Raw genomic sequence first — 21006 nt, forward strand, 5'->3', positions numbered from 1 at the left:
AGATCGACAGGGTGGGTGTCTACCCGGATGGTCGGAAAGGGGGTGGAACATGGAGATCCTTGCGTTGCGGATGAGGAATCACCTCATACGCTGTCGCTTCACGACGCTCCACACCACGGTTGAATTACCTGGGTACATACCTGTTTTTGCGCATTCGACCCGACCGGTCGATATCAGGCGCGCCTTCGGTAGATGGCATCTGGTCGAACAATCGCCAGTGCCCCATGTCACTTCTGGAGACGATACCGCGTCTTGGTCACCCGGCGCGTCAGCGTTACCGAGATGGGACATACAGGCGGCATTGCTCCTACAAGCCGAACGGGAGACCAGTGCACGTTCCCGGCATCGGAAACGCGTGCTGATCTCCCGTTCGGCGATCTGTTGCCTAGTGGATCTACTGCTGAGTCGAAGCTACTTTCTCGGCTGCGTGGTGAGCGGCAATGTATCCGTAAACCAGCCCCTGGCCGATCGTTGCACCGGCGCCCGGGTAGGTGTGACCGAATGCGTTGGCCGCAGTATTGCCGATCGCATACAGGCCGTCGATCACGCTGCCGTCCTCACGAAGCACGCGTGCATGCTCGTCCGCCTGCACACCGCCGCAGGTGCCGAGGTCGCTGAGCGTCATCTTCACCGCGTAGAGGGCACTCGTGTCGAGCTTCCTCAGGTTCGGGTTCGGGGACACTGTCGGGTCGCCGTAGTACCGATCGTATGCACTTCCGCCGCGACCAAATTCCGCATCGCTACCGGCAGCAGCGGCCTCGTTGAACTTCTCGAAGGACTCGGCAAAAGCCTCCTCGGGAAGACCGACCTTGCGGGCAAGCTCGACCGGACTGCTCGCCTTGTGCGCGATGCCGGAGTCGAAGAATGCCTGCGGAAGCGGCTGACGAGGGAAGATACCGCCTGCGAACACGTAGCTGTTGCGGTACTCCTGGTCGAAAACAAACCACATCGACTCGGCCGGATCTCCGGCCTTTTCCCGTTCGAGCACGCGCTGGCCGAACGACATGTAGTCCGTCGCCTCGTTCACGAATCGACGACCGGTCTGGTCGACGATGAACGAGCCTGGCAGCGCACGCTCTGCGAGCATCACCATCGGCGGGCGGCCCTTGATGCTTGCCACCGCCGGGAACCACCACGACTGATCCATCGATCCGATACCTGCGCCGAGCTCTTGTGCTGCCTCGATCGCTTCGCCGGTGTTGCCCTCTGCGCCCAGGCTCTCGTGCTCACCGAGGCTCTCCGACTGGTACTTGTGGCGCCACTCCATGTTGTGGTCGAACCCGCCGGCTGCCAGAACGACACCACGCCGAGCGGTCACCGTCACTTCACGTCCGTCTTGCACCACAACTGCACCCGTTACGCGGCCATCTTCGGTGATGAGCCGAACCAACGACGTTTCCGTCCACACCGGGATACCGGCCTGGACCACACCTGCGAACAGGCCGGCGGCGAGCGCCTGACCGCCTGCGATGTATTCACGCTTGAGTACGTACTTGCCGTAAACGCCCTGCGCCAGGCGGCGGATGATGCGAGGGAAAGCCTTGCTCGGCTTCTTCACCATCAGGTTCATCCACTTGTAGTCCGCACCTGTCACCGGCATCGGCAGTCCGGCTTCCATCAAACCGGGCCGCAGGCGACCGCGTTCCGCGCCGAGTACCGACGCGTCGAACGGCAGGCACTCGCAGGTACGTCCGGCGGCGCTACCTCCCGGCAGTTCGGGGTGATAATCGGAGTATTCCTTGGCCCAGAAGAACTTCATGGGCGTCGTGCGGTAAAGCATGTCGACGGTGGCCGCACCGTTGTCGACGAATGCCTCCCCACGTTGGGCAGGGGCAGTATCACCGACCACCGACCGCACGTATGTCTTCGCGCGCTCAACGGTGTCGCCCGCACCGGCTTTCGCCAAGATCGGGTTGGCAGGCATCCAGAACGCTCCACCGGACCGCGCCGTCGAACCGCCAACGTACTGCGTCTTCTCCACGATCAGCGTGGACAAGCCGAGCTCGTTCGCGGTGAGGGCGGCAGCCATGCCGGTACCGGACCCGATCACCAGTAGATCGACAACGATGTCCTTGGCTTGTGTCGCGGGGGGTGCCTGATTCTTCGCCATTGAACAAATCCCTTCACGTGGTTATCGACGTAGAACGCTAAGGCAGTCGCGGCGCAGAAGGTTCCGGATGCCCAGTCAGCGGGACATTGCGAGTGGATTGGCGAAGAACGGCTCCTGCTACGGTTCGGGCGTTGTGCCCGCCCCAGCAGAATCGCGGCTTGCCTTCTTCGATGTCTACGCTGCTCACGTGAGGACAAATCCCAGCTTCGGCATCGTCGACGAAACGCTCGGCACCCTTGCACGCGGCATGCTTCCCCGCCTACGCCACGTCTTCGAGCAGCACCAGGCTCTTCACCGTCTGGCCGTCGAAGCGATTGTCAACGAATCCAGCGAAGAAGCTCCGTCACGAGGCGAAGTGATCGATGCACTGCGCGATTTGGTGCTCGAGTCCGTCGAGGTCTTTCCCGCCCACCACGTCGTCCTTGGTCTGACAGACTCGTGCGGTTTGCATTTCATGGACGGGTACTGGCCGGCGGTTCGTTTCAACGGCGACGATGGCGTGATCGAGGTGACTGTCGAATCCTGACCGCGATCCTCGTCTCGGGCTGTCGGCTGATGTTCCTCGGCACTGATGAAGAATAATCATCTACATGAAATGGAACACCCCTACAGAGACCGGCTGGTTCGTCAACCTCGCCCAAGGTGGTTCGGCCGTATCGATATTCGATCCGTCGGGGAACGTTCAAGGCGAACTGATTCCCGCATCCGACGACGGATCGGAGCGCGTTGCCGGCGGGCGGAAGAGGAAATCGTCAACAGCCGAGCAGGATCGATCCAGGCTCACATTCCGCAAAGGCCGACCTGCATCACTTCGATTGTCCGACGGAACGATCGGGACCCTGATCGACCAGAAGCCCAAGGCCATGCGCCGCAAGAACAAGCTGTGCGAAGTCGATATCGCGGGCAGAACATACCTCTTCGTTCATTCATCGGGCCGAAAGGCAACAGCCCGGCGTGACGGAATCGCATTGGCGCACATGGAACGTGGCCGATGGTCCGGCAGAAGTACCGTCGCCAGAAGAACCCTCACGGCAACGGACGCCCTTGACGAATGTGTCCTGACACTGTTTCAGAAGGTAGTGACACCTGGACGTACCGGCGCCTTCGATCAGGTACTGACCGACCTCAGCAACATATGACGTACGCCATATTCGGTGGATCTCAACCGCACTCGAGATACTGACTTTCAACTCTCAGGTCCACGGACATGCCTTGGACACAATGAGTTTCACATCTCGGAGCGGAAGGCTGAAACCAGACCATGGTCAATGTCGACGCTTTGAACACGCTCGCCCAGCGATTGTCGCCAGGTGCGATGATCACAGATCCAGATCTACTCCAGTCCTATCGGCAGGACTGGAGTTTCGATCCCGCAGCCGGAACACCGGTTGCCGTAGTACGTGCTTCGACGACGGTAGAGGCGGTTCGACGGACGGCATCTGATGCCGCCACATGTAGCGAATAGCGACGAGTACCTGAATTCTACTGTGCAACCGGATATGGTGAGGCTGTCGTCTTCAATGGCGATGCAAGAAGGGAAGCTACGACCAAAACGTTACGTCGGGGAAGACAAGCAAATCACCTGGACATGGCTGGAGGCCTCCGTGATGAATCTCGTTCGCCGACTGAGCGTCTGCACATCCGTCGTGATCGCTTCTACTCTGACGTCGGTAGCGCTCGCATCCGCCGCGGTGACCATTCCATTCCAGATCAACCCTGCGCCGTACGGCAACCCGAACGGCAGCTTCGACGCGCCGGCCGTCCGCTGCGTGGCTGTCGTCGGCGAACTACCTGGCACGGTGACGATCACCGGAGGCAAGGAAGACCGCTGGGGATGCCTGCTCTCGTCCGAAGTGCGCTGGCTGAACCTTTCGACCGGGGCATCCGGCTCCGCTCGGCTCTCGGACGGCCTCAACGGAGTCCCAGCAGAGGCGATCGTGCAGACCGGGACCGGTCAAGTCGCTGTTGCCGTGCTGTCCGTGGCCGGATCCATCATCACCCCAGGTGTCACATCGTTCTACGTGCCGTAGCACCAGAACTCCGCATCACCGGCACCGTGGGACCTAAGGTCCTGTTTACCGACCCGTCATCCCGGTTAGCCTGAAAAGACGCTACCGAGAGGACACTCATGACCTCGTCAGTGCACGAAACGATCGCCGTGGATCTGGATTTGATCGACCTGTACAAGGACCTCCACAGCCATCCGGAACTGGGGTTTCAGGAGCAACGAACATCCAGTCTGGTGGAAAGACATTTAACAGCACTTGGATTCGACACCACCACCGGTGTCGGGACTACCGGAGTCGTCGGAGTCCTGAAGAACGGAGTGGGCCCCACAGCGCTGCTGCGTGCGGATATGGACGCCCTCCCGGTTCGGGAAGAAACCGGATTGGACTACGCCAGTACCGTAACAACGACCGACGATCAGGGAAAGACCGTCTCGGTCAGCCACGCGTGCGGCCATGACCTGCATACGACCTGCTTACTCGGTGCGGCCCGGATCCTCTCTCAGGATACGACGACCTGGTCTGGCACTCTTGTCCTCGTCTTCCAACCGGCTGAGGAACTTGGCGCGGGTGCGCAAGCCATGGTCGACGACGGACTGTTCGAGCGATTCCCGAGGCCCGACATCGTTCTCGGACAACATGTATCGCCGCTACCGGCAGGCACGATCGCCGGGCACGCCGGCCCCTCGTATGCGGGATCGGACTCACTTCGTGTGAGACTGGTCGGAAAGGGCGCCCACGGATCTATGCCGGAGAACTCGGTCGATCCCGTGGTCATGGCAGCCGAAACCGTGTTGCGTTTGCAAACTGTCATCTCACGCGAGGTCCCGAGTACTGCCACAGCTGTCCTCACCGTCGGCTCCATCCATGCTGGAGATGCCGCCAACGTCATTCCCGGCGAAGCAGAACTGCAACTCAACATCCGCAGCTACGACGCAGGTGTGCGTCAGCGCATCCTGGACAGCGTCGACCGCATCGTCCGGGGCGAAGCGGCCACCGCCGGTGCACCCACCTCACCGACCATCACCGAGACGGAGCACTTTCCGATCGTCGTCAATGATCCGGCAGCGCTGGACAAGACACTCGATGCGTTTGCCGAATGGTTGGGGACGAACAAGATTCTCGATCCCGGTGCGGGAGCAGGTAGTGAAGATGTCGGCATTCTCGCGACCAGTGCCGGTGCGCCACTGTCGTACTGGCTGTTGGGCGGTACCGACCCTTCACTGTTCACGACAGGTGACATGACTGATCCGGCTTTGCGAACCGTGCCGTCGAACCACTCTCCGCACTACGCTCCCGTGATCGAGCCGACCCTGACCATCGGTGTGAACGCCTTGGTCGTCGCGGCCAGGACGTGGCTCCCAACTCCCTAGAGTGTTGCGGGTCCGCAATCGATCGATCGTCCATGCGATCAAGGCTGCAAACGCGTAGGCGCCGCCGAGAATACTTGCAGCGCCCCACCCTGCCGCGTCGAAAACCATAGTGGTGGAAACCGCCCCAGCCGCGCTGCCCAACGAATAGAACACCATGTAACTACCGATGATCTGCCCCGACGATTCCGGTGTGTTCGCGACGATCAGATTCTGGCTCGTGACATGAACAGCCTGCACGGCGAAGTCCAACGCAACAACACCGACAACGAGTAACACCAGCGAGTGCGTCGCCTGCGCGTTGAGTACCCACGACAGCACGAGAACGACCAACGACGCCCCGGTGACGCGTTGCGCTTTGCCTTGATCGGCCCACCGACCGGCACCGACCGCGCCCAATGCTCCAACCAATCCTGCGATTCCGAAGAGCCCGATCTGTGTGGTCGACAACCGCCATGGTTCCTCACTCAACGGCAGGGCCATTCCGCTCCACAAAGCACCAAAGGACGCGAAAAGGAACAAGGCGATCAGGGCCCGGGTGCGAAACAGTCGGTTCGTAAGCGTCAACGTCACGACAGACCCCATTGCACGCACGTACGAACGCCTATCGTGTTGCAAACGAGGATCTTTCGGCAGCATCGTCAGCGCGACGGCCGCGACCAGTACCGAAATGAAAGTGGATCCCGCGTAGACCGCCCGCCAGCCTGCCAGATCCGCAACTGCGCCGGCGACAGTCCGAGCGAGGATGATGCCGACGACAACGCCGCTGGTGATGACACCGATGTTTGCGCCCCGCTCGTCCGGGTCACTGATTGCCGCAGCATAGGCAACTATGACTTGAACAACTACCGAGAACGTGCCTGCGACCGCCATCCCGATCAACAGCTGCAGATTCGTGGTGGCCAGAGCAACAAGCATCGTTCCCGTTGCAGCAGCGACGATCTGGATTGCGATCAATTTCTTTCGATTCACGAGATCGCTCAATGGCACCAACACGATCAACCCCACCACATAACCGAGTTGGGCGAGTGCGACTACGAAACCGAGGCCGGCCGGAGGAATGGAAAGATCCGAGCCTATTTGCCCGAGGAGCGGCTGTGCGTAGTAGATGTCGGCTACCGAGACCCCGCAGAGCACTGCGAGCAACAGGCGAAGTCCGCGAGACATTTTCAACTTGCCCCGCGAGTTCTCGACAGCATGACGTGCAGTCACTTCCACCTCAACTTGGTTGCGTTTTGATACCATTTGGAGGTTACGTCAATACAGTTTCAAAACGCAACCAATGAGGAACTCGATGCCGGATCGCGCACAATGGACAGACCCGCACTGCCCGACGGCCCGAGCGGCCGACATCATCGGCGACAGATGGTCGCTGCTGATCGTGCGTGACGCCTTCGACGGGTCATCGAGATTCAGTCAGTTTCAACGAAACCTGGGCATCGCAAAGAACATTCTCACGGACAGGCTCAAAGTCCTTGTCGAGCAGGGAATCTTCGAAGTCCAACCGAACGCGCAAGGTACCCGCAACGAGTACATCCTGACCGAACGCGGTATGGATCTGTTCATCGTGATCATTAGCCTGCGACAGTGGGGAGAGCGCCACGCCTTCGATGACGGTGAGCCACACTCGATCTTGATCGACGACACCACGGGCGATCCGGTTCCCAGGCTTCGACTGATCAACACACTGAATATCGACCTGGACCCTACAAGTACACATGTGGAGAAGGTCGAGGAAGGTTGACCCGCAACTCGCCAGATTGACAGATGGGCGCACATGATTCGAAGTACGCGCATACTCCGACCATGACTGTCGATCTCGAGTTCTCCTGGCCGCAGTTTCTCTGGATTGCATTCATCTTCGTCGGCGTGCCTGCAACTATCGGCGCGAGCATCATCTGGACAATCTGGCGTTCGGAACGAATTGGCCTGGAGCACTCCGCGACCGCCCTCGGCGGCGGGCACACGGGATCGGGCTCACTCGGACTGTGGAGCACCGGCCTGTTGGCCTTTGCACTGGGCTTTCTGTCTTGCGTGGGCTGGCTCAGCTGGTCAGCCGACTACAAAGGCGGATTCCGCGGCCCCGGCCTGCCTGCTCCGACACAGTTCCCCACCTGGCAGGTCGTCGCCTGTGGACTGACAGTGATTCTGGCGTGTTTCGGTTCCGCACATTGCTCGCGATGGATGAAGGCCGGCGGTATGACGGCCGCTGCCGGCACTGCTGCAGGATTCACCACAGCATTCAGCATCGACGCCAGTGCCGATGTCACCGGACAGGCAGGCGTGGGCGTCGCACTGTCCACAATCGGATGGGGCCTCACCCTTACCGCACTGATGCTTCTGCGCAGCAAGTGGTCGCAACGAGGGTGAATCTGTCACTCAGTGCGGTTCACCCGCGGCGCGTTCAGTGGCGCGGGCAGTGTCGTCGAGGTGACAGTCGAATCTTGGCGTATGAATTGACGTGATGCCCAGGCGGATCAGTATCGCGAGTAGTGCTGAATTTCCTCACGATCGGCAGCGCAGATGCACTTTCGATCGAGACCGCGGTCGGCAGTCACTGCGCAGAAGCGAACCCCGAGCGGATCGTGGGATTCCATACTGTGCTGACACGCCGGGCAGATCGACGGTGTTTTCTGATCCTCGTCAGTCGACTCGGATTGCCCTCGTGCATTCGACACATCGGACGGGTTCGACGCCATACAGGCGCTCCAGTTCTCGGCCGTTCGACCACAGACCGGGTTGGCGTCGAGGACGACATGGCTTGACCGCGCATATTCGAATGACCCTCGACGTACCCCACGCTACTCGCTTCGGCACACCGGTTTGTACCAATTTCTGCCCACGCGACAATCCCGGTCGAGCAGGATAGAACTACTGCACGCACCATTTCCGTGCAGGATTCGAATTCGTGCAGCATTCGTCGTGAAAGGGCTTCTCGTGAACACTTTCCAACGTGTATCCGCCGCCGTGAACGTAGTGGTCCAACCACTGATCGGCGCTCCGATCGTAGGCAAACTACTGGGCCGTTCCATGACCGTCATCACCTACGTCGGACGCAAGTCCGGTCGTACCTTCAGCGCGCCCGTGTCCTACAAACGAAAAGGCGACCATGTGACGATCGGCGTTGCCATGCCGGACAAGAAGAGTTGGTGGCGCAATTTCTACCCGGAACAAGGTCCGATCGTTCTCCAACTGGACGGTATCGATCGCCCCGGCGAGGCACTCGCACACCGAAAAGGCAAGGGTGTCTACGTCTCCGTCGAACTCGCTCCCGTCGACTGAGCGGATCGAACAGCCACCGGTGCAATCACATTCAGCTCACACCCACCGCCTCACGAGATCTGGGTGATTCAGATCTCGTGACGGTCGGGACCTTTGACTCTGTGCAATCGAGACTCGGTCTCGCACCCTTCGACGCGGGTTTTTTGTCGACCATCGGTCGAACAACCCGATCCTGTCGGGACATTACCGTCCGGTAACATCGACGGCAGGCGTGAGCTGGAAGAGGTGACCACCGTGACGATCGGCATCTATCTGGTCGACGACCACGAGATCGTCCGTCGTGGATTGGCAGACCTGTTGAATCAGGTATCGGGATTCAACGTTGTTGGCGAGGCGTCGTGTGTTCGCGAAGCCTCGGCCGGAATACCCGAATGCCGACCCGACGTGGTTGTCATGGACGTCAGACTTCCCGACGGTAACGGTGTGGAACTGTGCCGAGAACTGGCGTCGACCTACCCGAGCGCCGCCACTTTGATGCTCACGTCGTACTCCGACGACGACGCACTGCTCGACGCCCTGATCGCCGGCGCACGAGGATTCGTCCTCAAGAACATCCGCGGCCACGACCTGGTGTCGGCGATCCGCACGGTTGCTACCGGCAAGTCGCTGTTGAACACCCAGGCGGTGATCGGTTTGGTCCGGCGCATCCGGTCCGAACAGGAGTCGGGTACTGCGGCAGCCCTGTTGACCGATCAGGAGCTCTTGATCTTCGAGTTGATCGGCAAGGGACTGAGCAATCGAGAGATCAGCTCGCACGCAGAACTCTCGGAGAAAACAGTCAAGAACTACGTCTCACGCATCCTCGAGAAACTGGGTCTCGAACGTCGAACGCAGGCCGCAGTTCTGGCGACAAAGCTTCGTGCGGGCACTTCGCACCCGGATCCTTCCGGCCAGGCGACCACTCACCTGCTGACGCCGTCCGGCTCGCCCTTCTCCGCCACCACGGGCACGCACCATGCCAGGTAGCCGCGACGCGCTCATGCTCAGCCTTTTCGGCGACATCGCCGGAAGCGCGGAGCTGACTGCTCTCAACCCGACTGCAATTCCCAAACTGCTCAGTGCCGTGTTGACCGTCGGGTCCACACTCCAGCTCGACGAAACCCTGCAACAGATAGTCGACGTCGCGCGACATCTCCTCGAAGCGGACTACGGCGCGCTCGGCGTGAAATCCCCCGACGGACGCTTGTCCCGATTCATCCACTCCGGTTTGACTCAGGGGCAGGTTGCCAAAATCGGGCATCTTCCCGAAGGACACGGCCTGCTGGGCCTGGTCGTTCGAGAACCGTGCCCGGTTCGAACCGACCGAATCTCCTCACATCCGTCCTCGGCAGGGTTTCCGACCAATCACCCGCCGATGGACACGTTTCTCGGTGTTCCGATCTTCGTCAGGGGCGAGGTGTTCGGCAGCATCTACCTCGCGGACAGCTCAGAACGGACTGCATTCGACGACCGCGACGAGGCTGTACTCCAGATTCTGGCAAATGCTGCGAGCATCGCCATCGACAATGCGCGTCTGTTCGAGGAATCCCGGACGCGAGAAGCCTGGCTCAAGGCCGTCGCCGCCGTCAATGCACGTCTGCTCAGCGGCGGATCCCGCGACGAGACGCTGGCGGAACTGGTTCGGACGACGCGGCACCTCACGGATGGAAATCTTGTGTGCGTCGTTCGCTACGACCTCGGCAGAGAGCCGGTAGTCCACGTCGCCGATGCTGCTGATTCCCAGCCTGTCCCCGCGACCGGATCAGCCGTCGATCTGTCCGGGACCGTGATCGACGACGCTGCGCGGAGCCGGCGGCCGATCTCTGCACCACATGGCAGTTCCGTTCCGGCACTGAACGTTTCCGGCGACGAATCAGTGGTCGCACTCCCCCTCTCCGGGACCTCGTTCGGCGGCGGTGTTCTCTTCGCGTCACGCCGCAGCAACCGCCCGTGGGGAGTGGACGAGATCGAGCAACTGACGGCGATGGCAGACATCGCTTCTGTCACTGTCGAATTCGCAGAACAGCAACGGAAAGAAAGACTGGTCGACGTCCTCGAAGATCGCGACCGAATCGCGCGGGATCTCCATGACCACGTCATCCAACAGCTGTTCGCCACCGGGTTGAGTTTGCAGGGGGTGCTGCAACGTCCAGGCGACGAGGACACCGTTCGAACCGTATTGGACACCTCTGTCGATCAACTCGATCGAACAGTCCGTGAAATCCGCACCGCAGTCTTCGACCTCCATACGAGCGAGATGTCTACTCCCACAAGCCTGCGGCGGCGACTACTCGATGCCGTCAACGGTCTGTCCGGCCACTCGTCGATCACTCCCAGCGTCACTTTCGAGGGAACCATCGACAGTTCCGTCCCGTCTCGACTTGCCCCGCACGCCGAAGCCGTTGTGCGCGAGGGCTTGAGCAACGCTCTGCGGCATGCACATGCCGATGCCATCGACGTCACCATCCGGGCCACCGAGGAGCTTGTCATCAGCATCGTCGACGACGGTGTGGGAATCGACCAGGCAACCAGAATCCACGGTCTCGACAACCTGGCGACCCGCGCTCGTCAGTGCGGAGGCTCGAGCAACATCACCAGCGAGAACGGTGTCACCGAACTGGTGTGGCGTGTTCCGCTGAGCCCCAGGCGAAGTCCGTTGCCGATCCAGCATCGTTGAGCGTCAGAGCGGATCCAGTTGGGCCTTGAGCAGGCAGAACTCGTTACCTTCCGGATCGGCCAGGACATGCCATTGTTCGTGCCCTGTCTGGCCGATGTCGGCCGGCCGCGCACCAAGACTCAGCAGGCGTTCCAGTTCGGCCTCCTGATCGCGATCGGTGGCGTTGACGTCGATATGCAGGCGGGGCTTGCCCTTCTCCGGTTCGTCTCTGCGACTGAGGATGATCGTCGGCTGCGGACCGCCGAACCCTTCGCGTGGGCCGATCTCCAACGAACCGTCGTCCATTCGATCGAGCACGACGAAGTCCAGGACCTCGCACCAGAACCGGCCCAGCACCTCGGGTTCCCGGCAACCGAGCACCAGTTCACTGATACGACATGCCATGACCATCTCGCTTTCTTTCGGCTCGTGAAGACAACTCTCTCGACCGTACCGGACCACGTGATCTACGCCATGCCTCTGTTCCGATCCTAGGGACCTTTTCCCCTCGTCCGAGTTCCCGGTCGCCACGATCATTGCGTTATGTTCCACAGTCCCAGGCATTCTCGGTCTTTCGTCACGTCGATGTGCGTAGGCGGCCGTCGTGGTTGATCTCGCGCCCCGGCCGGTCGGTGAGGTCGATTCCCCCGCCGATGCAATTCCCCGAACCGCTCCGAAGGGTTCGAAACTGGTCGAGATCCTCAGGACCACCGATCACAAGATGATCGGTCTGATGTACATCGTGACATCGTTTGCCTTCTTCTTGATCGGCGGACTGATGGCACTACTCATGCGCATGGAATTGACCGTTCCGGGAATGCAATTCCTGTCCAACGAGCAGTACAACCAGTTGTTCACCATGCACGGCACGATCATGCTCCTGCTGTACGCGACCCCGGTGTTCTTCGGATTCGCCAACTACCTCATGCCACTGCAGATCGGGTCGCCGGACGTGTGTTTCCCGCGACTCAACGCCTTCAGCTACTGGCTCTATCTCTTCGGCGGCCTGATCGCGTCCGCCGGATTCGTAACACCTGGTGGTGCGGCAGATTTCGGCTGGACCGCCTACGTACCGCTCACCAGCGAACTCCACTCCCCCGGCATGGGCGCCGACCTGTGGATCATCGGTCTCGCTCTCGGCGGGGTCGGCACCATCCTCGGCGCAGTCAACATCGTTTCGACGATCGTCTGCCTGCGCGCCCCGGGTATGACGATGTTCCGCATGCCGATCTTCACGTGGAATGCGCTGGTCGCCAGCATGCTGATCCTCCTCGTTTTTCCGCTGCTCGCTGCTGCCTTGATCGGACTGTGGGTGGACCGGCACCTGGGAGCGCACCTGTTCGACCCCGCCACCGGTGGAGTCATGTTGTGGCAGCACCTGTTCTGGTTCTTCGGCCATCCCGAGGTCTACATTCTGGCGCTGCCGTTCTTCGGCATAGTCTCGGAGATCTTCCCCGTCTTCAGCCGCAAGCCGATCTTCGGATACACCGGATTGGTCTACGCAACATTGGGAATTGCTGCACTGTCGATCGCTGTGTGGGCGCACCACATGTACGCAACCGGCGCCGTTCTCCTCCCCTACTTCTCGTTCATGACCTTCCTGATCGCAGTTCCCACCGGAGTCAAGTTCTTCAACTGGATCGGCACCATGTGGAAGGGGCAGTTGACTTTCGAATCGCCCATGCTGTTCTCCGTCGGCTTCCTGGTCACATTCCTGTTCGGCGGACTCTCCGGCGTCATCCTTGCCAGCCCGCCCTTGGACTTTCATGTCACCGACTCGTACTTTGTTGTCGCGCATTTCCATTACGTCCTCTTCGGGACAATCGCGTTCGCGACATACGCCGGAATCTACTTCTGGTTCCCGAAAATGACCGGCCGGATGTTGGACGAGAAGCTCGCCAAGATCCATTTCTGGTTGACCCTGATCGGCTTTCACGCAACATTTCTCGTCCAGCATTGGCTCGGCGCCCAGGGCATGCCTCGGCGGTACGCGGACTACCTGCCGTCGGACAATTTCACTCTTCTCAACACGATCTCGACCATCGGCGCGTTTGTGCTCGGAGCCTCGACGATTCCGTTCATCTGGAACGTTTTCAAGAGCTACCGGTACGGCCGAATTGTGACCGTCGACGATCCTTGGGGCTTCGGAAACTCGCTCGAATGGGCGACGTCCTGCCCACCACCGCGACACAACTTCACCGAACTTCCCCGAATCCGCAGTGAGCGGCCGGCATTCGAACTGCACTACCCCCACATGGTCGAAAGAATGCGCGACGAGGCGCATGTCGGACTGCTTGGTCACAAGTCGGTTTCCGACGTGAGAACTGAGGTGAAACAACATGAATGACGGCACGAAGTACCGAGCCTGGGCAGAAAAGCAGCACCACGAATGCCGAGCGAAACCCGGCCATCTCCTCGCCCCGTTGCTCGTGCTCATGTTCGCTGTCACGACGCTCGTGTGGTTGCCCCTGACGACTGCCGCGTGCTCGATAGTCGTCGCAGGATTGCTGTTCGGCACTGTCCTGCAAGCTAGTTCGCATTCAACAGACACAGCTCGAGGAGTTCACGATGAAGCCCGAACTATCGACTGATCTCATCACCTCGGAGTGGTCCGCGGACGGAGCGGTGGTCGTGTGCATCGACGGATCCCCGCTGCGCCCCGGCGAGATCACGTGGGCGGCTGAGTTCGCACATCGCCACGGTCTCTGGATGCGAATCGTTTTCGTAGCTCCGAGCGCCGATCTGAACACCTCGGCATCGCCGACCGGCCTGTTCATGGAGGCCATTCAGATCGCCGAGTCGGTGTCGCCAGATCTTCGGATCCGGACCGATCTGATCTCCGGGGAGAACACCGCAATTCTCACCGCGCTGACAGCTGAGGCCGCCTTGATCGTCGCACCACAGGACGATCCCGCCGCACCTGGACCGACATGTTCGTTCGCAAGAGTCGGAACACCGCGTGAAAGCAGCGCTGCGGCAGCCTTGCCGGTTGTCGTCGGTTTGGACGGAAGCGCCTACAGCGAAAGCGCTCTGGCCATCGCATTCAAGGAAGCAGAGGCAGCGAACACCGAACTGGTCGTCGTGCACGCAGCGCCGCCAGAGGCCGAGCTGCGTCGAGACTTCGCATCCGGGCACGCGCCCCAGCACTCGACGCCGCTGACGTGGCAACTGTCGGGTTGGGCCACGCTCTACCCTGGCGTCGCGATCCGTCAGATCGAGTTCGACGGCCCCTCGGTTGCCATTCTTGAACAACTCTCCACCGAGGCACGGCTTCTCGTCGTGGGTCGGCGTGGGCGAGGCTCGTTCGACGACACCGCTCTCGGCACCACGAGCAGTGCGATGATTCGAAAAGCACACTGCCCGGTCATCGTTGCCAGCGAAGCCTGAATCAGATCGTCACCCGGTCAGAAGCCGTAACTGTGGATGGGTGCGAGCTGACCGGAGTGATGGGCTTCGATTACGAAACGCTCGTGGTCGACCAACTTCTCCGGGAGTTCGTCAACCGGCCACCACCGCAGATCTGCAGATTTCAACGGCTCCATCCGGCGTGGTTCACCCGACCACGTGCGGCATTCGTAGAAGAAGTCCACTCGATGATCCACCGGTTCGCTCCCGTCCGCGTGGCGGCGATGCAACACGGTCAGCGGCTTCAGTTCCGAGGAAAGCAATTCGACACCAAGTTCTTCCGCAGCCTCCCGAACGGCAGCGTCGATCGCCGACTCCCCCAGTTCGACGTGGCCCGCAGCAGCGTGAGCCCAGTATCCGTCCATGAATCCCGTGCCCTCGCGCAATTGCAGCAGCACCTCGCGCCGTTGTACCGGGTTGCTTCGACAGAACATCACGTACACCGCTGGTACCAGCGCAAATTGATCGGCCACACGACCACGCTATCGTGCGCGTGAAATGACGGCGCCCCGCGAGAACAAGCTCGCGGGGCGTCGTCGACGATCTGCTGGATCAGTTCACGTCGAACCGGTCGAGGTCCATCACCTTGGTCCAGGCTGCGGCGAAGTCCTCGGCGAACTTCTGCTTGGCGTCTGCGCTGGCGTACACCTCGGCGAGTGCACGCAGTTGCGAATTCGATCCGAAAACGAGATCGACCGCAGTTGCCGTGTACTTCGGATCGCCCGTCACGCGATCAACGCCGTCGTATACGTTTTCGTCCGTCTTCGACGGCTTCCACTCGGTACCCATGTCGAGAAGGTTGACGAAGAAATCGTTGGTCAACGTCTCGGGACGATCGGTGAACACGCCGTGACGGGTATTGCCGAAGTTCGCGTTCAGCGCGCGAAGTCCGCCGACTAGCACTGTCACCTCGGGCGGGGTCAGCGACAGCATGTACGCGCGGTCGACCAACAGAATCTCTGCCGGAATCTTCTCGCCTCCCTTGAGGTAGTTCCGGAATCCGTCGGCCCGGGGTTCGAGTACCTCGAACGAGTCGACGTCTGTCTGCTCCTGCGTTGCATCCGTTCGGCCCGGCGTGAACGAGACCGTGATGTCCTGTCCGGCGTTCTTCGCAGCCTGTTCGACGGCCGCTGTACCACCCAGAACGATCAGGTCGGCGAGAGAAACCTTTGCTCCACCAGCCTGGTTGAAGTCCTGCTGAACACGCTCGAGAGTCTGAAGCACCGCGGAGAGAGCTGCGGGCTCGTTGACTTCCCAATTCTTCTGCGGCTCCAGTCGGATTCGCGCACCGTTGGCGCCGCCGCGCATGTCCGTGCTGCGGAAGCTCGCGGCAGACGCCCACGCCGTCGATACCAACTGCGAAATGGACAGCCCGGAGTCGAGAAGTCGACTCTTGAGGATCGCGATGTCTGCGTCCCCGATCAGTTGATCATCGGCCGAGGGAACCGGGTCCTGCCACAGCTGCGGCTCGGGAACCCAAGGTCCCAGGTAGCGCGTGACCGGTCCCATGTCACGGTGAAGGAGCTTGTACCAAGCCTTGGCGAACTCTTCGGCGAATTCTTCCGGATGATCGAGCCAGCGCCGGGTGATCTTCTCGTATGTCGGATCCAGGCGTAGGGACAGGTCGGTCGTCAGCATCGTCGGGGTGCGTCCGGCCGACGAATCGAACGGATCCGGGATGGTGCCCGCCCCCGCGCCGTCCTTCGGAATCCACTGCCACGCACCCGCCGGACTCTTGGTCAGCTCCCAGTCGTAGCCGTACAGAATCTCCAAGAAGGTGTTGTCCCACTTCGTCGGAGTGGGAGTCCACACGACTTCGAGACCACTGGTGATCGCGTCCTTACCCACACCCGTGCCGAAGGCACTCTTCCAGCCCAGTCCCTGCTGCTCGATGGGAGCACCTTCCGGTTCCGGTCCGACGAGGTCGGCCGGTCCGGCTCCGTGCGTCTTGCCGAAGGTGTGACCGCCGGCGATCAGCGCAGCTGTCTCCACGTCGTTCATCGCCATGCGGGCGAACGTTTCACGGATGTCGCGGGCGGCCGCTACCGGATCCGGTTGCCCGTTGGGTCCTTCGGGATTGACGTAGATCAGGCCCATCTGCACGGCTCCGAGCGGTCCGGACAGCTCACGGTCTCCGCTGTAACGCTCGTCGCCGAGCCAGGTGTCCTCGGGACCCCAGTAGATCTCCTCGGGCTCCCAGATGTCTTCTCGGCCGAATCCGAAGCCGAAGGTCTTGAACCCCATCGACTCCAGGGCGCAGTTGCCCGCGAACACCAGCAGGTCGGCCCAGGAAACCTGCTTTCCGTACTTCTGCTTCACGGGCCAAAGCAGGCGCCGGGCCTTGTCGAGGCTGGCGTTGTCCGGCCAACTGTTGAGCGGGGCGAAACGCTGAGCACCTTGGCCGCCACCGCCGCGGCCGTCTGCAATGCGATAGGTGCCGGCAGCATGCCAGCTCATACGCACGAAGAGTCCGCCGTAGTGCCCGTAGTCGGCCGGCCACCAATCCTGCGACGCCGTCATCAACGCGATGACGTCGCGCTTTAGCGCCTCGACATCGAGCTTGGCGAATTCCTGGGCGTAATCGAAGTCGGCACCCATCGGATTCGACTTCGACGAATGTGAATGCAAGACAGAGAGATCCGGCTGATTCGGCCACCAGTCGCTGTTTGTTCTCGGACGATTCCCGGTAGGCGTCGGAGACGGGATTGCGGGGTTTTCACTTTCGCTGGTGCTCTCGGTGTTTCCGTCGTGAGCAACCGGGCAACTATCGGACACGGTAATCCCTCCATGAGCGAGTAGAACGGACTTCGATCACGTTTGTGATCGCAAACTCTGAGTTGTCGAGCAGTCGGGACACAGGCCCCAGTAAATGACCTCGGCTTCGTCGAGAACGAAACCGTTGTGCGCCGACGGCGTCAAACACGGTGCCTCTCCGACTGCGCAGTCGACATCTGCAACGACCCCACAGGACCGGCAGACGACGTGATGATGGTTGTCGCCGACGCGTGACTCGTACAGCGCCACCGATCCGGACGGTTGGATCCGCCGTATCAGCCCGGCGTCGGTGAGAGCGTGCAACACGTCGTAGACCGCCTGCCGCGACACCCCCGGCAGAACAGCCCGCACAGCATCGAAGACAGTCTCGGTGGCTGCGTGTGGGCGTGCATGCACAACCTCGAGCACCGTGACTCTGGGACGAGTCACGCGAAGCTCAGCGTTACGCAGTTGGGCTGCATAATCCGGCGTCGAAGGCACCTTTCCACTATTGCGCAATCTTCTGGACTGAACCCAGACTTTCGCGAAAATCATCGCTGACAGGGCCCTCCCGACCGATTCGTCCGTGCTGGAAGTGAGCCGGATTCCTCGCTCTTTCTGGCGTCCCCACACCGCCTTCAGGTTTGTTGTGCGTCGACGCGTCCTGCTGTGTGGTTCCACAAAGTCCGACAATCTCCCCTTCGTCCAACTACCGTGGAAGGGAGAATCCGCCGAGGTCAGGAGTGCTCGTGCCCAAACTGGAGATCAAGAGGAAGTCAGAACTCTCACGGCAGGAAGTCGCCGACCGACTCATCGCCCTCGGCCAAGCCCTCGCCAGTGGATCGGAAGTGGAGCTGGGGTCGGGTGGGGACTCGATCGAAATCAGTGTTCCGGAACAGGTTCGGTGGGAACTCGAGATCGAAGTCGACGGCAACGAAGTCGAGATAGAAATCGAGATTCACTGGCGCGACGACCCTCAGGAAGAACCGGAAGAGAAGTCTCCGCCTCGCACCAAAGCAGTTCGTCGCAGCCGACCACGCAAGAGCACTTCCACATAGGCCGACTCGAATACGGTTGTTCGGCACTTACGGAGACGCCGACACCTCGAGAGACACGACGCGCAGCAGTGCTCGGAGATCACTTTCGATCCGTCGAAACAGTTGATACACAACGATGAATCCGGCGATACCGCCCAAACACAGCGCACGGACTGTTGCGTTGAGTTCCTCACCGGCACCCGAACCGACAAAACTGAGCCCCGCGATTCCCACCAGTGGAACCGACGCCGCGACTGCGAGGTAACGCGTGCTGCTCCGACCCAACGAGCGAATATCGCGTCCGTCGTCGCTTCGTAACTCGCCGTGTGACAACAAGATCGGATACAGACATCGAACCGAGTAGTACGTCAGGATGAAGAACGGATACGCGACTGCGACGGCGCCGCACACCGCCAGCGACGACATCAGGTGCACGTAGGCTCGCTGCGGAATTCCGCCGGCGGCAATCTGCAATGCGACCGGATATGCGATACCGGCCAGAACCCACAGACCGAATGCGATCACCACCGCGCGATGTCCGACATTCAGCGTCGCGGTACGCGCTTTGTTCAAGACCTCCGCGCTGTACGTCTGACCGTTGCGCAGTCCGTGAGGCACGGTGAGTGCAAGCCGACACCAATACAGGATCGCTGCGGCACCGAGAGAGAACGCAGCCACCCCGATGACCAGATGAACCTGCTCGAGATGCTGCTGAGCCTGCGGCGAGAGACCCGAGATGATCAGCATCTTGTTGTAGTAGTAGTTGTAGCCCGCCGCAAGAAGATTCGGAATTCCGATCGCGGCAAGCACTATCGGCAGCGCCCACTTCCACAACGTCGAACGTGGACTCCCTTCCGGTGGGTCCACCAGATTGCGAGCAGACCGGTCCAGACACAGTGCGAACTGACGAGCCAACTTTCGGCCGCCAGACCACCTTCCGTCTCTCTCCGGCGAGAGAGACTTGACCAGAACTCGGCGCAGCGCCGGCGGACAGTCGTCCGGTAGCCGTGCCTCGGCTGCGGGATCCACCCCGCGCCGGCGGGCCTCGAGCGCCTTCTTGGGCGACGGTGGGCTCTCCCCCGTACCGTCGTCCGTGAAAGGCCTACTCCCGGTGAGGAGTTCCCACAACATCACGCCCAGTGCATAGATGTCGCTACGGGTGTCGAGTGTGCCAGGCGCCCCCACCGCACAGGCCTCCAATTGCTCCGGAGACATGTAGGCAAGCGAGCCTCCGACAAAACATGCAGCGTCCTCGGTCGAGACCTCCTCACTCGAGCTGACGTTGAAGTCGGCGAGCTTGGGGATGCCTTCGACGCTGAGCAGGACATTCGCCGGCTTGATGTCCCGATGTAATACGCCGTGCTCACGCGCATACTCGAGGGCATCGGCCAGTCGCATCCCCATCCAGGCCACGGTCTCCGGCCACGACATCGCAGCGATCTCGCTCCTCAGGCTCGTCTCGCTGGGCTTCATCTCTCCCTTCTTCGCCAGGGTCTTGTCGATGGCGTCGAGAAGTAGTTGTCCGGACCGCTGCGCCTGCGGTGTCACGCGGACAAGTTTGACCACGTCGAGCAGGGTCCCACCCGGCACGTATTCCATGAACAGGACTCGCAGTGCGCGTTCCTCGAGCAACCGTTGATCGAAGACCCGGACGATGTTGGGATGGTCGAGCTGGGCGAGAGTCTGCGGCTCGACTCCGACGTTGCGCGAGATTTTCAACGCAACCCACCGCTGCATCGAGAGTTGCCGAGCGAGGAACACTCGGGCGAATGCGCCGTGCCCGAGTTCCAACACCAGCTCGAAATCGTCCAGGTGCTGCCCGATTTCGAACTCGTCGAAACCCGAGAGTCCCAACATCATCACGTCTTCGCGACCGGCCATCGAATCACGGTCGAACATCTGCTCGAAACTCTCTGCCTGCAAGGGAAACTCGCTGAGGTACTCGGCTGCTGCGACGTCCTCCCCACCCTGCTTCCGCAGCCGGAACTCCTCGTACAGGAGCTCGGCCGGTAATGGTTCTTCGAGTAATTCGGGATACTCGGCACAGTAATCCGTGAGCCGTTTCGGGCAATCATTTTTCAGCCAGCGGTACTCCATGTCGATTCCGACCAGTTCGATCAGCGCCGCCCGACGAATCTTGGCTGGATCAGGCAGATAGTCGCTCAGGTCGGACGGGGTTCGTCCCTCCTCCCAATCCGCCACAAGGCGGCCGAGGCCGTCTGCACCGTTCTGGCCGTCACGCATCACCGGCAGCGTTGAGGGGCGCAACTCGGTGACGGTGCCCCGTTCGGTCAGGGGCCCGCTCGCGATTGTCGCGTCACTGGCCTGCGCACCACGTTCATTCATGACACTTCTGTTCCGCACCTCGATCACAATGAATCGGAGTGACTCACTTCAGCGTAACCCC

At 60.9% G+C, this 21006-nt stretch carries 19 protein-coding genes and 1 pseudogene; 12 read left to right on the forward strand and 8 right to left on the reverse strand.

Features of this window, described 5'->3' with window-relative positions:
- Positions 1 to 394: 394 nt before the first annotated feature.
- Positions 395 to 2110 (reverse strand): 3-ketosteroid-delta-1-dehydrogenase, encoded by a 1716-nt coding sequence (locus ACYP01_RS21060; protein WP_003943733.1) that lies wholly within the window; start codon positions 2108 to 2110, stop codon positions 395 to 397.
- Between the two features lie 187 nt (positions 2111 to 2297).
- Here ACYP01_RS21060 and ACYP01_RS21065 point away from each other — a divergent pair, with 187 nt between their 5' ends.
- The 4 genes from ACYP01_RS21065 to ACYP01_RS21080 all read left to right on the forward strand — a co-directional run bounded on the left by ACYP01_RS21065 (position 2298) and on the right by ACYP01_RS21080 (position 5489).
- Positions 2298 to 2636: a hypothetical protein gene (locus tag ACYP01_RS21065; protein WP_459682176.1), complete on the forward strand. Its 339-nt coding sequence runs from the start codon at positions 2298 to 2300 to the stop codon at positions 2634 to 2636.
- Between the two features lie 64 nt (positions 2637 to 2700).
- Positions 2701 to 3249, forward strand: coding sequence for a hypothetical protein (locus ACYP01_RS21070; RefSeq protein WP_459682179.1), 549 nt, complete (start codon positions 2701 to 2703; stop codon positions 3247 to 3249).
- 468 nt (positions 3250 to 3717) lie between these two features.
- A complete protein-coding gene (locus ACYP01_RS21075; RefSeq protein WP_459682250.1) occupies positions 3718 to 4140 on the forward strand; it encodes a hypothetical protein in 423 nt (140 codons plus the stop codon).
- A 98-nt stretch (positions 4141 to 4238) separates the two neighbouring features.
- Positions 4239 to 5489, forward strand: coding sequence for an amidohydrolase (locus ACYP01_RS21080; RefSeq protein WP_007726466.1), 1251 nt, complete (start codon positions 4239 to 4241; stop codon positions 5487 to 5489).
- Positions 5490 to 5555: 66 nt separating this feature from the next.
- On the opposite strand, the pseudogene ACYP01_RS21085 reads toward ACYP01_RS21080, so the two are convergent.
- Positions 5556 to 6731: pseudogene (locus ACYP01_RS21085) on the reverse strand (MFS transporter); the annotation flags it as partial.
- 49 nt (positions 6732 to 6780) lie between these two features.
- On the opposite strand from ACYP01_RS21085, the gene ACYP01_RS21090 reads away from it, so the two are divergent.
- A complete protein-coding gene (locus ACYP01_RS21090) occupies positions 6781 to 7230 on the forward strand; it encodes a winged helix-turn-helix transcriptional regulator (protein ID WP_459682183.1) in 450 nt (149 codons plus the stop codon).
- Positions 7231 to 7253: 23 nt separating this feature from the next.
- Positions 7254 to 7856: a hypothetical protein gene (locus tag ACYP01_RS21095; RefSeq protein WP_459682186.1), complete on the forward strand. Its 603-nt coding sequence runs from the start codon at positions 7254 to 7256 to the stop codon at positions 7854 to 7856.
- 107 nt (positions 7857 to 7963) lie between these two features.
- On the opposite strand, the gene ACYP01_RS21100 is transcribed toward ACYP01_RS21095, so the two are convergent.
- Positions 7964 to 8185 carry an RGCVC family protein gene (locus ACYP01_RS21100; protein WP_075832430.1) on the reverse strand — a complete coding sequence of 74 codons (222 nt, stop codon included), beginning with the start codon at positions 8183 to 8185 and terminating at the stop codon, positions 7964 to 7966.
- Positions 8186 to 8423: 238 nt separating this feature from the next.
- On the opposite strand from ACYP01_RS21100, the gene ACYP01_RS21105 reads away from it, so the two are divergent.
- The 3 genes from ACYP01_RS21105 (at position 8424) to ACYP01_RS21115 (ending at position 11424) form a co-directional block, all read left to right on the forward strand.
- Entirely contained in the window at positions 8424 to 8768 is a 345-nt protein-coding gene (locus tag ACYP01_RS21105) for a PNPOx family protein (protein ID WP_037129595.1), read from the forward strand.
- A gap of 234 nt (positions 8769 to 9002) precedes the next feature.
- Positions 9003 to 9734, forward strand: coding sequence for a response regulator transcription factor (locus ACYP01_RS21110; protein ID WP_039972719.1), 732 nt, complete (start codon positions 9003 to 9005; stop codon positions 9732 to 9734).
- Complete coding sequence (locus tag ACYP01_RS21115; RefSeq protein ID WP_042452382.1) at positions 9724 to 11424, forward strand: sensor histidine kinase; 1701 nt, start codon at positions 9724 to 9726, stop codon at positions 11422 to 11424. Before ACYP01_RS21110 ends, ACYP01_RS21115 begins: the two co-directional genes overlap by 11 nt.
- A 3-nt stretch (positions 11425 to 11427) precedes the next feature.
- Here the strand turns inward: ACYP01_RS21115 and ACYP01_RS21120 are convergent, their stop codons facing one another.
- Entirely contained in the window at positions 11428 to 11808 is a 381-nt protein-coding gene (locus ACYP01_RS21120) for a VOC family protein (protein WP_007726436.1), read from the reverse strand.
- 199 nt (positions 11809 to 12007) lie between these two features.
- On the opposite strand from ACYP01_RS21120, the gene ctaD reads away from it, so the two are divergent.
- Together ctaD and ACYP01_RS21130 are read left to right on the forward strand one after the other, a co-directional pair.
- Positions 12008 to 13750 (forward strand): aa3-type cytochrome oxidase subunit I, encoded by a 1743-nt coding sequence (gene ctaD / locus ACYP01_RS21125; RefSeq protein WP_007726434.1) that lies wholly within the window; start codon positions 12008 to 12010, stop codon positions 13748 to 13750.
- Positions 13751 to 13971: 221 nt separating this feature from the next.
- The gene (locus ACYP01_RS21130) at positions 13972 to 14790 is read left to right on the forward strand and encodes a universal stress protein (protein WP_065456042.1); all 819 of its coding nucleotides are present in this window, start codon (positions 13972 to 13974) and stop codon (positions 14788 to 14790) included.
- 17 nt (positions 14791 to 14807) lie between these two features.
- On the opposite strand, the gene ACYP01_RS21135 is transcribed toward ACYP01_RS21130, so the two are convergent.
- The 3 genes from ACYP01_RS21135 to ACYP01_RS21145 form a co-directional block, all read right to left on the reverse strand.
- Positions 14808 to 15281 (reverse strand): NUDIX hydrolase, encoded by a 474-nt coding sequence (locus tag ACYP01_RS21135; RefSeq protein ID WP_003941446.1) that lies wholly within the window; start codon positions 15279 to 15281, stop codon positions 14808 to 14810.
- Positions 15282 to 15360: 79 nt separating this feature from the next.
- Positions 15361 to 17583, reverse strand: coding sequence for a catalase/peroxidase HPI (gene katG / locus ACYP01_RS21140; protein WP_003941458.1), 2223 nt, complete (start codon positions 17581 to 17583; stop codon positions 15361 to 15363).
- Between the two features lie 36 nt (positions 17584 to 17619).
- Positions 17620 to 18063, reverse strand: a complete 444-nt coding sequence (locus ACYP01_RS21145; protein WP_037129600.1) for a Fur family transcriptional regulator — start codon at positions 18061 to 18063, stop codon at positions 17620 to 17622.
- A gap of 248 nt (positions 18064 to 18311) precedes the next feature.
- Here ACYP01_RS21145 and ACYP01_RS21150 point away from each other — a divergent pair, with 248 nt between their 5' ends.
- The gene (locus ACYP01_RS21150; RefSeq protein ID WP_459682195.1) at positions 18312 to 18620 is read left to right on the forward strand and encodes an amphi-Trp domain-containing protein; all 309 of its coding nucleotides are present in this window, start codon (positions 18312 to 18314) and stop codon (positions 18618 to 18620) included.
- Positions 18621 to 18647: 27 nt separating this feature from the next.
- Here the strand turns inward: ACYP01_RS21150 and ACYP01_RS21155 are convergent, their stop codons facing one another.
- The gene (locus ACYP01_RS21155; RefSeq protein ID WP_054187591.1) at positions 18648 to 20945 is read right to left on the reverse strand and encodes a serine/threonine-protein kinase; all 2298 of its coding nucleotides are present in this window, start codon (positions 20943 to 20945) and stop codon (positions 18648 to 18650) included.
- Positions 20946 to 21006 lie beyond the last annotated feature (61 nt).

The organism is Rhodococcus sp. no. 34 (assembly GCF_054589475.1).

Coding starts and splice junctions, on each gene's coding strand:
- ACYP01_RS21060 (WP_003943733.1), bottom strand. CDS start 2,110: ATGGCGAAGAATCAGGCACCCCCCGCGACACAAGCCAAGGACATCGTT.
- ACYP01_RS21070 (WP_459682179.1), top strand. CDS start 2,701: ATGAAATGGAACACCCCTACAGAGACCGGCTGGTTCGTCAACCTCGCC.
- ACYP01_RS21075 (WP_459682250.1), top strand. CDS start 3,718: ATGAATCTCGTTCGCCGACTGAGCGTCTGCACATCCGTCGTGATCGCT.
- ACYP01_RS21080 (WP_007726466.1), top strand. CDS start 4,239: ATGACCTCGTCAGTGCACGAAACGATCGCCGTGGATCTGGATTTGATC.
- ACYP01_RS21090 (WP_459682183.1), top strand. CDS start 6,781: ATGCCGGATCGCGCACAATGGACAGACCCGCACTGCCCGACGGCCCGA.
- ACYP01_RS21095 (WP_459682186.1), top strand. CDS start 7,254: ATGGGCGCACATGATTCGAAGTACGCGCATACTCCGACCATGACTGTC.
- ACYP01_RS21100 (WP_075832430.1), bottom strand. CDS start 8,185: ATGGCGTCGAACCCGTCCGATGTGTCGAATGCACGAGGGCAATCCGAG.
- ACYP01_RS21115 (WP_042452382.1), top strand. CDS start 9,724: ATGCCAGGTAGCCGCGACGCGCTCATGCTCAGCCTTTTCGGCGACATC.
- ACYP01_RS21120 (WP_007726436.1), bottom strand. CDS start 11,808: ATGGCATGTCGTATCAGTGAACTGGTGCTCGGTTGCCGGGAACCCGAG.
- ACYP01_RS21130 (WP_065456042.1), top strand. CDS start 13,972: ATGAAGCCCGAACTATCGACTGATCTCATCACCTCGGAGTGGTCCGCG.
- ACYP01_RS21155 (WP_054187591.1), bottom strand. CDS start 20,945: ATGAATGAACGTGGTGCGCAGGCCAGTGACGCGACAATCGCGAGCGGG.